At 56.4% G+C, this 13,710-nt stretch carries 8 protein-coding genes; 4 read left to right on the top strand and 4 right to left on the bottom strand.

Annotated features, from left to right (window positions below; all coding sequences use genetic code 11):
* Positions 1-103 precede the first annotated feature (103 nt).
* Positions 104-526 carry a MarR family winged helix-turn-helix transcriptional regulator gene (locus AWT76_RS08725; protein WP_072246002.1) on the top strand — a complete coding sequence of 141 codons (423 nt, stop codon included), beginning with the start codon at positions 104-106 and terminating at the stop codon, positions 524-526.
* Between the two features lie 51 nt (positions 527-577).
* On the opposite strand, the gene AWT76_RS16725 is transcribed toward AWT76_RS08725, so the two are convergent.
* Positions 578-1,228 carry a hypothetical protein gene (locus tag AWT76_RS16725; RefSeq protein WP_141655917.1) on the bottom strand — a complete coding sequence of 217 codons (651 nt, stop codon included), beginning with the start codon at positions 1,226-1,228 and terminating at the stop codon, positions 578-580.
* 164 nt (positions 1,229-1,392) lie between these two features.
* On the opposite strand from AWT76_RS16725, the gene AWT76_RS08720 reads away from it, so the two are divergent.
* Positions 1,393-2,619: an IS256 family transposase gene (locus AWT76_RS08720; RefSeq protein ID WP_072245038.1), complete on the top strand. Its 1,227-nt coding sequence runs from the start codon at positions 1,393-1,395 to the stop codon at positions 2,617-2,619.
* A 3,384-nt stretch (positions 2,620-6,003) separates the two neighbouring features.
* On the opposite strand, the gene AWT76_RS08715 is transcribed toward AWT76_RS08720, so the two are convergent.
* From AWT76_RS08715 to AWT76_RS08705, 3 genes are read right to left on the bottom strand one after another with little or no spacing between them, the layout of a single operon-like run.
* A complete protein-coding gene (locus tag AWT76_RS08715; RefSeq protein ID WP_072246001.1) occupies positions 6,004-7,473 on the bottom strand; it encodes a class I SAM-dependent DNA methyltransferase in 1,470 nt (489 codons plus the stop codon).
* Positions 7,470-8,795: a restriction endonuclease subunit S gene (locus AWT76_RS08710; RefSeq protein ID WP_072246000.1), complete on the bottom strand. Its 1,326-nt coding sequence runs from the start codon at positions 8,793-8,795 to the stop codon at positions 7,470-7,472. The genes AWT76_RS08715 and AWT76_RS08710 overlap by 4 nt, the downstream gene beginning before the upstream one ends.
* Positions 8,792-11,632 carry a type I restriction endonuclease subunit R gene (locus tag AWT76_RS08705; RefSeq protein WP_218055476.1) on the bottom strand — a complete coding sequence of 947 codons (2,841 nt, stop codon included), beginning with the start codon at positions 11,630-11,632 and terminating at the stop codon, positions 8,792-8,794. Before AWT76_RS08705 ends, AWT76_RS08710 begins: the two co-directional genes overlap by 4 nt.
* A gap of 323 nt (positions 11,633-11,955) precedes the next feature.
* Here AWT76_RS08705 and AWT76_RS08700 point away from each other — a divergent pair, with 323 nt between their 5' ends.
* Complete coding sequence (locus tag AWT76_RS08700) at positions 11,956-12,249, top strand: hypothetical protein (RefSeq protein WP_072245999.1); 294 nt, start codon at positions 11,956-11,958, stop codon at positions 12,247-12,249.
* Positions 12,239-13,708, top strand: coding sequence for a relaxase/mobilization nuclease domain-containing protein (locus tag AWT76_RS16720; RefSeq protein ID WP_141655916.1), 1,470 nt, complete (start codon positions 12,239-12,241; stop codon positions 13,706-13,708). Before AWT76_RS08700 ends, AWT76_RS16720 begins: the two co-directional genes overlap by 11 nt.
* Positions 13,709-13,710 lie beyond the last annotated feature (2 nt).

Raw genomic sequence — 13,710 nt, 5'->3', positions numbered from 1 at the left:
CTTTGCACTTCAATAGCATGCTAGTAACTTTTCCAGAAATAACGTATCTTTCCTTGAAGATTGAGGAATCATACCGATCTCTCAGGGCTGAAAGAGGGTGACCATGTCTCGTGAACACGATTTTCTGACCAGGGTCGTGTTGCCGGCGGCCCGCATTGCAACCCGTGAAATCGCGGCTGCCCTCGCTCCCTTGGGGCTCGCTCCGGCACAATTCGCAATGCTTGATCTGCTGGGCCGTGAAGGTGATATGCGCCCTGCTCAGATCGCCCGTCGTCTGGACATCGAAACCTCAACCACCACGAATACCCTCAGCCGAACCGAACGGGATGGCTGGATAGAGCGCAGGACTGACCCCAATAACAGCCGGATGGTTACCATTTCCTTGTCGCCGAAGGGGCGTGCGATCCTGACAGACGCCCGCACTGTCGTTCAGATCGTGGAGGATAAAGCTGTCAACGGCGCTGATGAGGCGGACCTCAAGACAACAAAGGCTGTCCTGATCAAAGCTATGGGAAACCTGAAGTAGACGGTTGCACCGTCGAGCAAACAGGCTAGTCAACGAGTTGGTTAAACGCGATCATTCAAATCGCTGTTCGCGATCCTCATCTCTTTGTCTGTCCCGTATCCGTTCACGTTCGATTTCCATAGCCAGCCGATTTGATGTAGATCTTGCGGCGTCAGATATATCTTGCCTCACATGCAGAGAAAGTTCTGCAATGGCATCAGCTCTTGGTTGCATCGTATCGGCACGGCTTCCGGTCCATCCTGAAGGTGTTACACGATCTGCATATGCGTGCAGGACAGGCTCGGGATCCGGTGCGGCCTCAAGAAACGTAACTGCAGATGTCGTTAAGAAATAGCCATTTTCGTTGGCATCCGCCTTTTCCCAAAGCATGATGCCCGAAGCGACCAAGCCCCAAATCTCCGGTGTGTTCCGTTGTTGGCACCACGCAATCAAGTCGGTCACGTCAATTTTTGAAAGCGGGCTACGCCGAATTCCACCGTGACGAATGAAAAAAGAGCGTCGATTCTGCTGTTCTTCTGTCCCCTGAAAAACGCGGTTGAGAAATGCCTGAGGCATTAACCCTGCCGTCGTCTCGATTGCTTTCTCAAACGAGTTACTGTAGCCGTAATGTCTGTCAACATCAGAAAAAATGGCATCCAACCATTCAGTCTTTTGTGTTTCATTGCCATCGAAGCAAAGTGCTGCATTGATGACCTTTTCCATGCGGTAGTCTTTGTTGCCACCGGGATCGCTGTCTTTTGACAACAGTGAAATGGTTGCTGCTTTCGGTCGTGTCTCGGAGTTGGTGGAAATTCGAGGGCGGCGTAATCTCCGGGTGAACTGACACCCACCCAACCGGCGGCTGCAACCGCCAGGGAGATCACGCCATGAACCAGATTACCGACACTGCGAGCTTTGCGCTACTGGCCCATGAGGCCGGGTTTGACCCGATCGAGGATCGGTTGCGGGCGAACGTCCGTGCGACCATCGAAGCCGTGTTCGAGGAGGAGCTTGCCAGCTTCCTCGGCCGTCTTCGCTATGACCGGGGCGATGGAGTCACGAAAGGGTATCGCCACGGGCACCGAGAACGGCAACTCACCGGCACCTTCGGGACTGAGACGGTCATCGTGCCTCGCGCCCGCGTTGCAGATGAGACAGGCAAGGTAACGGAGTGGCGGTCGAAAGCGCTGCCCCGATACCAGCGGCTGACGAAGAAGGCCGAGGCCCTCATCGCAGCGGTCTATCTCGCAGGTACGAACACCCGGCGCGTCAAGCGAGCGCTGTTCGGGCTGTTCGAGGGTGCCGTCAGCAAGGACGTGGTCAGCCGTGCCTGGCGCAAGGTGAAGGTCGACTGGGACGCCTGGTCCGCGCGTAACTTGGCCGACGAGGATATCGTCCGGCTGATCCTCGATGGCACCGTGATCAAGACCCGGCTGGACCGGAAAGCCACGAACATCTCGGTGCTGGCCGCAATCGGGGTGCGCCGCGATGGTCAGAAGGTGCTGCTTTCCATCAGGAATATGGGCGGGGAGAGCAAGGCCGCATGGCGGCAGTTCCTCGATGACCTCGATGCACGGGGCTTGAAGCGGCCCGAATTCGTGATCGTCGACGGCGCCCCGGGACTGGAGGCCGCCCTCGTGGCGCTGTGGGGCGAGGACCTGCCGATCCAGCGCTGCACGGTTCACAAGCATCGCAACCTCCTGGCCCATGCCCCGAAGCACCTCCACGACGAGTTGACCGAGGACTACCGCGACATGATCTATGCCGACACCGCGGCCGAGATTGAGACGCGCCGAAAGGCCTTCCTGCGCAAATGGCGGCTAAAGTGCCGTGCGGTCGCTGACAGTCTGGAGGAAGCCGGAGATCGGCTCTTCACCTTCACCCGCCTCGACCCGTCACAATGGAAATCGGCCCGGACCACCAACGCCATCGAGCGCCTGAACGGGGAATTCCGCCGCCGCATCAAGACCCAGACCGTGCTGCCCTGCGCAGAGACCGTGCCCATGCTGCTCTGGGCGCTGCTCGCCTCCGGCCAGATCCAGATGCGCAAGGTCGATGGCTGGGAAACCTTGTCTCAGCCCCTCGAACCCATGCCTCTTGACCTCGCCGCCTGAGAAACCGAAAGATCACATGCCCGGAGATGGCCGCCAGGAAATTTCCACAGCATTCGCGACACGACCCTGCTTTCAGTCCAAGTTTTCTAAATTCTAATCCTAATACATCTTCCGTGGAGTTTTTACCGTGCAGCTTCATACTCAATGCTTCGAGCAATGTTTCATCGCCGTTTGCCTTGGATAGCAATTTCTGTGCAAGCTCCAGCAAACGTTCGGACGGTAAGTGTGCGTAGTTGTCCCTCCAAAGAATAGGTCCAAACATCCAAGTCCCTACCTCTTGGTTATCGAGTAAGGCCATGCATCGATCCAGATCTGCCTCCGTAAAGCTATTTGACGGGTGAAGGGCAACAAGGACCGTCCGCAGTTCCGAATGGGCTGCGCATTCATCCAAGAGTTCTTTCGAAAGCGTATAATCTTGAGCAGCAACCTCTTCTATAAAGCCGCCAATCACCGAAAAGTCGTGGTGTGAACCGGTTGTGCGGGCAAGTTGTTCCAGTAAGTCTTTCCAGCTTTCACGGAAATTGTGCGAGCCCTTCGCAAGGCCTTTTCCGAATGCCCTGCGATAGGGCATCCATTCGGTAGAAAATAATTCAGAACCCAAATCATTGAGTTTATGGTCTGACGTTGCAAAACTCTCTCCCAAATCTATTGCCTTTGCGGCCAATCGATTTTCGGCATCCCGATACTTGTTATCGCTGCTGTCGTCGAACGCATCATCCAGTGTCCAGCAGTCATGACCTTTGCCCAGAACGTATGTTTTGATCTTTGCAATCAGGTCATGAGGTTCCAGGTCACGATCCAGATCGGCGAGGCTTCGTGGGAGTGGCTCTGGCTCAGCTTCGTCCTTTTGATTTCTGTAATCGAAGTAGATGATTGACCGAACGGCCTTCCAGCCTTCGCCCCATGGCATGTGATCATTGATTACCCGTGCCGCTTCGACCAATTTTTCCCTCATTGCTTCATGATGCCAAAGACCGCGAAACTCATTTGCCAAAACCCGTCTTGCACGTGTTTTCATGTCTTGGTCATCTGAATTTGCAAGTCGCACCGCCAGATTGACGAAAGACGTCCGCCAATCGACGAGCTGGTCATGGTTCGGACAGTAGCCATAGTCCCTGGGGCGTGCCCCGAACTCGTTGAGCCCAGAGCCTGTCCATGAAGGGCCGTCCAACGCCGTGGAGAGTAACTTGATACCCAACGAACGCCGCCTGATATCCTGAGAGCCAAGGCAATCCTCAACCACTGCAAGGCGCTGCCCCAATGAAGCATGGGTGCCAGACAGATAGGGCTGGAAGAATCCTGAAATCTTGCTCCTGACTGCGTCATAGTTGTTATTTTCATCCTCATGATCAGCAATGCAGATCAAAAGTGATACACAGCGATCGAAGGCGTGTGGTTCGTATGCCAAGGATTTAAGCAGGTTTAAGATCGTGGTCCTTCGAGGGTTATGCCTTGGCTCCATTCCCCGAAAATCTGGCGCGGTAAGTTCGGCTTCAATCCGATCAAGCAGCGCATCTGGTGCGACTGGTCCGACATAGTCCAGTATCCGCGATCCGTTCTCATCAAGCTGTGAAATATGCCCAAGCAGATTGCCTGGCTGTAGCCATGCCTCCACAATCTCCTTGGCCACAGGATGATCATGCATAAGGCCAAGCCTGTGAGCGAACGACATCAGAAGCCGACCATTCCCGGGGGCTTCAAACGTCGACCTAAGGTTTGTTACGGGGACACTTCCAAGCGCCGTGCGGGCCAATCTGTTCGCTACTGCGTGCGGTAGGATCGCCCTCCAGTGCGCTCTTTTCTGCACTATGTGCCGGTCTGCCAGTTTGTTCACGGCTCGGAAAAGTTGCCCCTTGCTGTGTCCTGAAATCGAACCCAGGACTTCGAGCTCGTTCCGACCTACCTCAGGATCAGACACCGAGAACGAATATACAAGCGACAGAGTTTCGGCCTGTTCACGTAGATCGCCATCTTCGCCCTTGCGTTGCTGAAAAAGACGATTGAACAGCTCTTCGTCAGAAAGATCAGCCAGACTTTCACCTTGTTCGACCCTTTCAGCAATGGCCAACGCTACCCTTGCATTACCGTCGGAAAATTCGGCAACGCGCCGAGCGTTGCCTTGTCCAATACTGGGAAAACGCCTCAGGAGCAGTTCCTCGGCGACTTCAGGCCCAATAGCCTCGATATGAATCACCTCGGTGGTTTGGGGCTTGTCGTCCCTGATATCGTATTCGACCGTGATCAGACTTACATTGCCACTTGCAGCCGATACTTTGCTCGCCAACGCTGAATGCAGGTCGGACGGACAGTTGTCGAGAATCATTATGGCACGGCGCCCCTCTGCAATCAGACGGTCAAGCATTGCGGATGCTGAGGGATCAGGGTTTTGTCCAGTATCCACATAGACAGCAATTGTCCTGTCCAGTGGATCAACGCCCACGGTTTCGTCGAAAAGAGCCTGAACAATCCGTGTTTTGCCAACGCCTGAAAGCCCTGTGATCCGGGTCGCCTTTTTTGAAGTGCGAATGAGACGCCGCATAGGCTCAATTGCGTCTTCGATTGAGAGTTTCTGCCCCCGTTCGGTTGGCAGATGAACAGCGACGCCCGGAGCAGAAATGAGTGTATCAGGTGATCCCTTTGGAGGATTGCTCCATGCACCGTATGGTTGCCAGCCGGAATAACCCTGTCCGAGCTTTCCTTTCACCCAAAGTAAAACTGATGGATGTTGTCGTAGCCATTGGGCCAACTTCGAACGGTCGAAGAAATCGAGGTGTATATTGTTCGCATTCGGATCATTCGCGACAACCGCTCGCATTTCATCCAGGCGGTCCTTTTTCATTGGTGGTGAGCAATCGTCAGCGAGGCTTACGATAACATAGCCGCCCCTGATCTTTGCCTGGTTCGATATCGTCGAAGTAAGTTCGCCGTTTTTCATCATCTCCGCAGTGATCGCGGACTTCGGCATCGAGTCCTTTTTGGACTGGAGGATCGTATCTGGACGGCAAAGGAAACCAGTGTTCAGCTCAGGCGTGTCAACCTGCACATGGATGTCGATACCTTCATCCCGAGCCTTGATGGAGCCCGACCAACTTACATTCGCCGGGCTATGGCCTTGTGCCGCAACTTCAGCCTCCGCAAGTCGCGCAATCAGCTCTTCCAAAAGAACATCAGACAGCCGTAGCAGGTCATCTTTCTCAATATCAAAAATCGCCATTGCAGAGCCTCGATGCAACATGTTGACAAAAAAGTACTATAATTCGCAATATTTAGTAATACAATACTTCCCGAGCATAGCGACAATAACTTGGGTAGACCCATTCTCTTTTTTTCGGATACGGGATCCATGCAACCACCATCTATGGTGTCGGCGGCCCCAACCCAGCCTCACCCCCGCAATTCCCCCAACACCGACCGCAAGCTCGCCAACCCCGCCTCCAGCCCCTCGATGATCTCCTCCGCCAGATCATCCGGCTCGGGCAGGTTGTCCAAGTCCGTCAGGCTCTTGTCCTTCAGCCAGAACAGATCAAGGCTGGCCTTGTCCCGGGCCAGAAGTTCCTCCCGGGTAAAGGATCGCCACCGTCCCTCAAGATTGTCCTCGCCCCATGTGGCCACCCGCTCAAACCGGTTATCCGGATTATAAAGCCGCACGAATTCGGCGAGGTCCTCTTGCCGCAGGGGTTTTTTCTTCAACGTGTGATGCACATTCGTGCGGTAATCGAAATACCACACCTCCCGGGTCTGGGGGTCCTTGGACGCAGGGCGGTTGTCGAAAAAGATCACGTTCGCCTTGACCCCTTGGGCATAAAAAATCCCCGTGGGCAGGCGCAGGATCGTGTGCAGGTCGCAGGTCTGCAATAGCTTGCGCCGGATTACCTCGCCCGCGCCGCCCTCGAACAGCACGTTATCGGGCACCACCACCGCCGCCCGCCCCGTGGTTTTCAGCATCGCCCGGATGTGCTGGACGAAATTCAACTGTTTGTTCGACGTGGTCGCCCAGAAATCCTGCCGGTTATAGGTCAGCTCGCCCTCGGCCTCGCCTTCATCCGTGGTGAAGGTCATGGAGGATTTCTTGCCAAAGGGCGGGTTGGCCAGAACGTAATCGAAGGTCTGGGACGGTGGGGCGATCAAGGCATCTGCGGGGGAAATCGGGCTGTCGCCCACCATATCCCCGATATTGTGCAAAAACATGTTCATCAGGGCCAGACGGCGGGTGCCGGCCACGATCTCATTCCCGAAAAACGTCGCTTCTTTCAGAAAAACCTTTTGTTCCCGGTCCATCGGGCGGGCGACAAGGTAATCATAGGCCGACAGGAAAAACCCGCCCGTCCCGCAGGCGGGGTCGGCGATGGTGCGGCCGGGTTCGGGGGCCATGCAGTCCACCATGGCCCGGATCAGGGCGCGGGGGGTGAAATACTGACCCGCGCCGGATTTCGTATCCTCGGCGTTGCGCTCCAGCAGGCCTTCGTAAATGTCGCCCTTCACATCGGCGTCGAGGAGGGTCCAGCTTTCTTCATCCACCAGCGCGATCAGGCGGGACAGCTTCGCGGGGTCCTGGATCTTGTTCTGCGCCTTGGTGAAAATCTGGCCAAGGATACCGGGGCGGGTGCCCAGTTCGCGCAGGGTGTCGATATAATGCACCTCCAGCTCGGCCCCTTTCAGGCTGCGCAAGGCGGCCCAACCATAGCCCGAAGGGATGCCCACATCGCGGTTGCGGGGCGGGCGGGATACCTCATCCGCCATTTTCAGGAAGATCAGGAAAGTCAGTTGTTCCAGATAATCACCATAGCCCACCCCGTCATCACGCAGGGTGTTGCAGAAATTCCAAACCTTCTGGACGATAGGGGCGCTGGTCATGCTTTGGTCTTTCGGCGGGGTGTGGGGGTGGTGTCGCGCAGGCGGGTAAGCAGGGCGCTGGCGGGTTCGTCCGAGGGGTCTTGCGGGACAAGCTGGCCCGAGAAGGCCTTTTTCAGGATGGATTGCCGCAGGGCGACAATCTTTACCTTCTCGTCAGTCAGTGCATCGACGAGATTATCTGCATTAGATAGCAAAGCATCAACTCGCTCAATTACGGCATCTTGTTCTTGTAAGGTTGGTAGTGGAATTTGAACATTTCGGATATTTTCAAGATTAAGGCCAGGTTTACCCGCGCCATAAGCAGCGGCGTTTAATTGCCGCCTTCCCCCTGTTTCTGACAATAAAAACAGGTAAAGAAATTCAGGACGCAGTCGCCCGCTCGGCCTGCAAAGGGCCACATGCTGGCTGACATACGCCAATCCAAGATCGTTTTTGACTAAACCTGACTTCGTTACGTTTGCACCGGTAATGGTCACCAGAACATCGCCCAGTTGAACACGTGTTCTTGTCCCTTCCTTTGCCGATTTTGGCAGACGAACGAAAGCAATATCAGACAAGTCTAGCCTGTCATGTTTAAGGTTTTGCGCCCGAATGAACGTATCGCCCTTATCAGAGTAGTAGTCTGCCCATCCGCGTGAACCCGAAGTCAAGAAAACAAGTTCATCCCCAAGGCGCACAACTGGCCACCCTTCATTTTTGGAACGGGCGGTCAGGCGGCCCTGAAAGGCGGCTTTCAGCAGGGATTGGCGGTAAAGCTTCAACTGCGCCTGCGCCCGCGTCAGGCTGTCCTGCCCTGCATCCAGTTCGGAAAACAGGGCCTCGATTTTCGCAACGATCCGGTGTTGTTCAGGGAGGGGGGGGAGAGGAATTTCAAATTCCATCAGCGCCGGAAGCTCGATGCTGTGGACCGTTGTTCCGTCCTTCACGCATTCATTCAGGATCGCCCGCTCAAAAGCCTTGAGGGCGAGCCGGATAAATTCAGATGACAGGCCGGATGACGGCGCCAAGGCCTTGAGGTCTTGGTTCACTGTGACCTCGACCGCATTGACAGCAGCCGGAAAACTATGAGCCAGTATGCCTGACCGTGTTACGATCAGGATTGATCCGGGCGGGACAAGATTGGCCGCCGATCCCGCTACGGCTTGCGGCGTGATCCTGTCAATGGTTGTGGTGATCGTGTTTGTTTTCATATCCTTGGGAGATACCCAAGGTATTGATCCGCCCCAGAACTCTGGCCGGGCTTTGGACGGCGTTCCGCCCCCCTGCCATTTCCCGAGATCGCGCAACTGGACGCTTATCCACCCTTCCGGCAATTCCGTCATGCCGACAGCGCCTCATTCATCTCGTCCATCACGGCCCCATATCCTTCGCCGAACAGGGCATACATGCGCCCCAGCCCCCCTTGGGCGTCAAAGGGGGCAAAGTCCAGATCCTCGGCCTCTATCCGGATACTCGTGGCGATATGGTCGCGGATCAGGCGCAGCCAGTCCATCTGGGGGTCGGTGAATTTTTCGCCCGCGCCGGAATGGCGGCGCAAGACCCAGTTCTGGAAATTGCGGCGCACGCGGTCCTCATTCGGGGTCAGCTGCTCATCCAGCCCCGCCACCCGACGGATCAGGGCGACAAGCTGGGTCAATTCGCTGATGGGGGTTGTGCCGGTGAAATCATCCAGATGCGCATAAGCCCGCCAGACATAGGCCGGGGCCAGACGCGGGCGGTCAGATTTCAGGGCGGCCAGCGTTTCCTTGATCATGGCATAGGTGATCTGACTGCGCCGTGCGGGCTGGGTGAAATAGATGCTCAGCGCCTCGATCCGGTCGCGGTTGTCTTCCATCCAGTCGGTGAATTCCCTGGCGATGGCCTGGGCGTTTTCGGTCGCATCCCCCGCCCAGCCGATATTTGTGACGGTATCAAGCGTGTCATGGTCGATGATCTGTTCATGGTCGCGGCGGATGGTATCCAGCATCGTGATCAGTTCGCCGGTAAAGACATTCGCGGCATCCCTGACCAATGTGTCACGGGCGGCATCCATGGCGGCGTCATCCGGGGCGGGGTTGCCAGTGGTCTGGATGGCGAGGGCTTCGATCCGGTCGCCGTCGATGGCATCGAACAGGTCACGGACGATGGTTTGCAGGGGTTTTCCGGCCTTGTCGGCAATGCGGGCCTGTTCGGCGGGGCCGAGTTGCTTGTCCAGCCGCGACAGGCGGGATGCGAGGGAGGACACGGTGTCTTCGTCCGTGGCGCCCATCATCACCTCGTATGCCAGATCCTTGAACGGGATCGAGGGTTTGGTGTCGAGCGGTTGGCTGGCGGTCTTGACCGAGCGGGTGACACCCACGGCATCGACAATCACATAATGGGTTTTCGCATGGGCAGACGGGGTGACCTTTTTCAGGTCATCGGGTTTGACCACACGGGTGCCGCGGCCCTTCATCTGTTCAAAGTAATTGGCGGATTTCACATCCCGCATGAACAGCAGGCATTCCAGCGGCTTCACATCGGTGCCCGTGGCGATCATGTCCACGGTCACGGCGATACGGGGGTAATATTCGTTGCGGAATTGTTGCAGGACAGACTTGGGGTCTTGCTTGTCGGTCTTTTGGGTCTGGTTCGTGATTTTCTTGCAGAACTGATTGCTTTCCCCGAATTCCTGCCGGACGATCTGGATGATGTCATCGGCATGGCTGTCGGTTTTCGCGAAGATCAGGGTTTTGGGAACCTCGGTGCGGTTCGGGAAGATCTCTGGCAGTTTGTCGCGGAAGGCGCGGATCACGGTGCGGATCTGGTCGGGCACCATGACAGAGCGGTCGATTTGGGTGGCGGCGTAGATCAGGTCTTCGTCCTGCGCCTCCCAGCGCTTCTTGCGGGTCTGGCGTTCGCGTTTTTCCACCATCTGACGGGCGGCAACCTTGCCGCCTGCGGCGGTGACCTTGGTGTCGATCAGGTAGACCTCGTTGCCGACATTGACGCCATCGGCCACGGCCCGTTCATGGGTGTATTCGCTGACCACGTTTTTCTGGAAGAACCCATAGGTGCGGGCGTCGGGCGTCGCGGTCAGGCCGACCAAGAAGCTGTCGAAATATTCGATCACCTGCCGCCACAGATTGTAAATGGAGCGATGACATTCATCGATGATGACCACATCAAAGAATTCCGGCGGGACCTTGGGGTTATTGGCAACCGGGAGCGGCTCCTTGCGGCTGTGCATGCGTTCGGCGGGATGTTCGTCTTCGGCGCCTTCGGGCAGGTCTTCGCCCTTCAGGATCGAATACATCCGCTGGATGGTGGAAATTATCACCTCGGCATGGGGTGAGATGTGGGACGAGGACAGGCGCTGGACGGTGTAAAGCTCGGTGAATTTCCGGCTGTCGTCATTCGGGACAAATGCCATGAATTCCTGTTCGGCCTGCTCCCCGAGGTTCTTGGTGTCGACGAGGAACAGCACCCGCCTTGCGCCGGCATGTTTGAGCAGGCGGTAAACCTGGGTGATCGCGGTGAAGGTCTTGCCCGATCCGGTGGCCATCTGGACCAAGGCACGGGGGCGATCCTGCTTGAGCGAGGCTTCCAGATTGGTGATCGCGGTGATCTGACACTCGCGCAGACCGTCGGTGATCAGGGCTGGTAGGTCTTGCAGGGCCGTCCGGAATGAGCGGGGTTGCCTCGACCATTCAAGGAGGGTCTGGGGCTGGTGAAAGGTGAACACCTCTCGCGACCGGGGCTTGGGGTCACGGCAATCGGTGAAGCGGGTGATTGCGCCTGTGGCCTCATAGACGAAGGGCAGGGGTTCGGGGTTTTTCACCCATTTCAGCTGCGCGGTCGCATAGCTGGAAGATTGGGTCTCGACCGTTGTCAGCCGTTCGCCCCAGGCGTCCGGTTTCGCCTCGACCACGCCCAAGGCACGTTTGTCCGCAAACAGGGCATAGTCGGCAGGGCCGATGCTGGTCTGATACTCCCGGACAGCGATGCCGGTGCCTGCCGTGTGTGAGATCTCGGACGTTCCCTGCACGACCCAACCCGCAGCCCGCAAGCGGGCATCAATCTGATCGCGAGCGATCTGTTCCGGGGTCTGGTTGGGGTCGGGCAAGGGGCACTCATCGGAAAACTCGGCGTGTCGATATTCTTGCAGGATTACCATGACTTGTGCAACCAGAGAGGTCATCCGGGACGGCGCATACGGGTTCTGCTTCGATTGCTCCTTGGTGTGTACTTGGTTGGCAATCGGCTTTTGTCTGACGGATGATTTGACTGAAACTGGAAATCCGCGCCAATTCACCGCCCAAAGCACTTATTGCGTTTAATTATCGTTCAACTTCAGAAGGGCGGCCTTTGATTATTTCGGGGTTTTCCTGATACCCGAACATAAAGAGAGAGTGCTGCAAACTCTGATATTTCGAGGCGATCCGACAACATTGTGGATAACCGGTCGAAGAAAATTCGGGCGTTGCTATATGCAAGTGCAAGGATGGAAATACGAGGCCTTGCATGAGCAAAACAAGTTATTCTGTGCGACTGACGGAAGAGCAGAATTTGGTGTTGCAACGCCGAATGCGCAACCTTGGTTATCAAAAAGCCGCTCCGTTTTTGACGGATGCAGCCCTGGGGCATCTGGGCCGGGACGCGGCGGATGGTGACCTTGGATGGCGCCATGATGTGCTTGAACGGCTGAATGATATTCTTGCGGCTCAAGATGACCTGACTGTCCGGAAAAAGCTTTTGGATGTGGCAAGGCGGATCGAGCGGGCCGTGGATGCAGGCGGCGACCCAGATGCGGATTGATCTGCGACAGGCGCAGAACACAGTAACGGTTGCGGACTACCTGCAAAATGGCGGCGTGTTGATTGGGGGCTCTATTCTGGCTGATCGGCCAAGCCGGATCGTTGAACACCTGCGCAATCATCATGAAAAGGTCGGGGCGTCGAGCGATAACAAAATCTGGCATATGACTGTCAGCCTTGCCCCCGGGCAATTCCTGTCACAAGAAAAATGGAAAACGGCGATCCGGGAAATCGGACGGCGAATCGGCGCCCCGCTGCATGTGCTGCCTTATTTGATCTATCGTCACGTTAATGCTGCGCATGATCACGCCCATATCCTTTTCAGTTCATGGACGTATTTCCGACATAAAATAACGCCCGTTCTGCCAAGGGACGTCTTTACGCTTGGCAACCGAATTGCAAACCGTGTCGGCCTGCCACAACCCTTTGACGATACCTCCGGCGGCCCCGTGAAAATCCTGGCGCCGATCCGCTCTGGCAAATCCGATGACATCAGGACGATGGCTGCCGCCCAAGCGGGGGCTGCGGTCAACGATGTGATGGCCCAGGACAAGCCTCATGGGCTGGATCGCCTGAAGGCTGGTTTGAAAAGCCGCGATGTTGTCGCAACACTGCGCAAGCATGACAAAGGCCCCGATGGCATGGCCTTCACGCTTAGCATTCCCACCCCCGGAATGGCCAAGTTGCACAAACGTAAAGTGTCAATTTCTGGCGGGCGCATCGGGTCGCAATTCACCCTTCGCGGCCTCGAGCGCCGGATCGTGATGCTGAGGTACCTGTCCGACTTGCCAGCACTCCTGATGCTGCGCCACCTGTTCCCCAATAATGCCGAACAAATCATGCAAGAGATCGAAAGGAAGAAAGACGATGACCACACCCGAAAACCAAGCGGAGGCGGAAGCCATCGAGGCCCTGTGGCAATTGGTGGATCGATTGAGGGCAATAGCCGACAGTCTGGACCCGATCTCAGCGGAACTGAACAAGGTTCCGAGCGGCGCAGGCGCATTGATGATGAAGCTGTTCGCACAGTTGGACGACATCCAGACACTCGGAACGGACACCCAAGTGTCTATCAAGAACCTCTTGAAAATGCACCAGCCGCAGGACGACCGGGTCTTGAAGCTAGAGCGGATGGTAACCCAGCTTCACCAGCGTCTGATGGCGACGGTCGCCTCCGACTAATTGATGTGATCGCACGGCTGGGTGACATCGAAACGCTCACGAAAGAGCGCACCCAACTGCGGCTGATGCCGGGGGGCGGATTTCAGGTGGAAATGATGAGCATCCCGGCGGTGGTATTCGATGGTCACAAAGCAAGACCCGCATCACCAGAGTTCGCGGGGATTGCGAAAGGCTTGGCAAAGGGTATCGGTTTGCCCACTGCCCAAGAGTACATTGAACTGGAGGCCGATCAGATGGACAGTGAGGGGCCACCCGCCACGGACGGCCCTGATTTTTGACC

The organism is Roseibaca calidilacus, from assembly GCF_001517585.1.
GTDB lineage: Bacteria > Pseudomonadota > Alphaproteobacteria > Rhodobacterales > Rhodobacteraceae > Roseinatronobacter > Roseinatronobacter calidilacus.
Note: the sequence above shows the minus strand (reverse complement) of the source record. Positions and strands in the feature narration are given on the sequence as shown.

What these genes read in the sequence shown, in the direction of transcription:
- AWT76_RS08725 (WP_072246002.1), top strand. Translation starts at nt 104, where the DNA reads ATGTCTCGTGAACACGATTTTCTGACCAGGGTCGTGTTGCCGGCGGCC.
- AWT76_RS16725 (WP_141655917.1), bottom strand. Translation starts at nt 1,228, where the DNA reads ATGGAAAAGGTCATCAATGCAGCACTTTGCTTCGATGGCAATGAAACA.
- AWT76_RS08720 (WP_072245038.1), top strand. Translation starts at nt 1,393, where the DNA reads ATGAACCAGATTACCGACACTGCGAGCTTTGCGCTACTGGCCCATGAG.
- AWT76_RS08715 (WP_072246001.1), bottom strand. Translation starts at nt 7,473, where the DNA reads ATGACCAGCGCCCCTATCGTCCAGAAGGTTTGGAATTTCTGCAACACC.
- AWT76_RS08710 (WP_072246000.1), bottom strand. Translation starts at nt 8,795, where the DNA reads ATGACGGAATTGCCGGAAGGGTGGATAAGCGTCCAGTTGCGCGATCTC.
- AWT76_RS08705 (WP_218055476.1), bottom strand. Translation starts at nt 11,632, where the DNA reads ATGACCTCTCTGGTTGCACAAGTCATGGTAATCCTGCAAGAATATCGA.
- AWT76_RS08700 (WP_072245999.1), top strand. Translation starts at nt 11,956, where the DNA reads ATGAGCAAAACAAGTTATTCTGTGCGACTGACGGAAGAGCAGAATTTG.
- AWT76_RS16720 (WP_141655916.1), top strand. Translation starts at nt 12,239, where the DNA reads ATGCGGATTGATCTGCGACAGGCGCAGAACACAGTAACGGTTGCGGAC.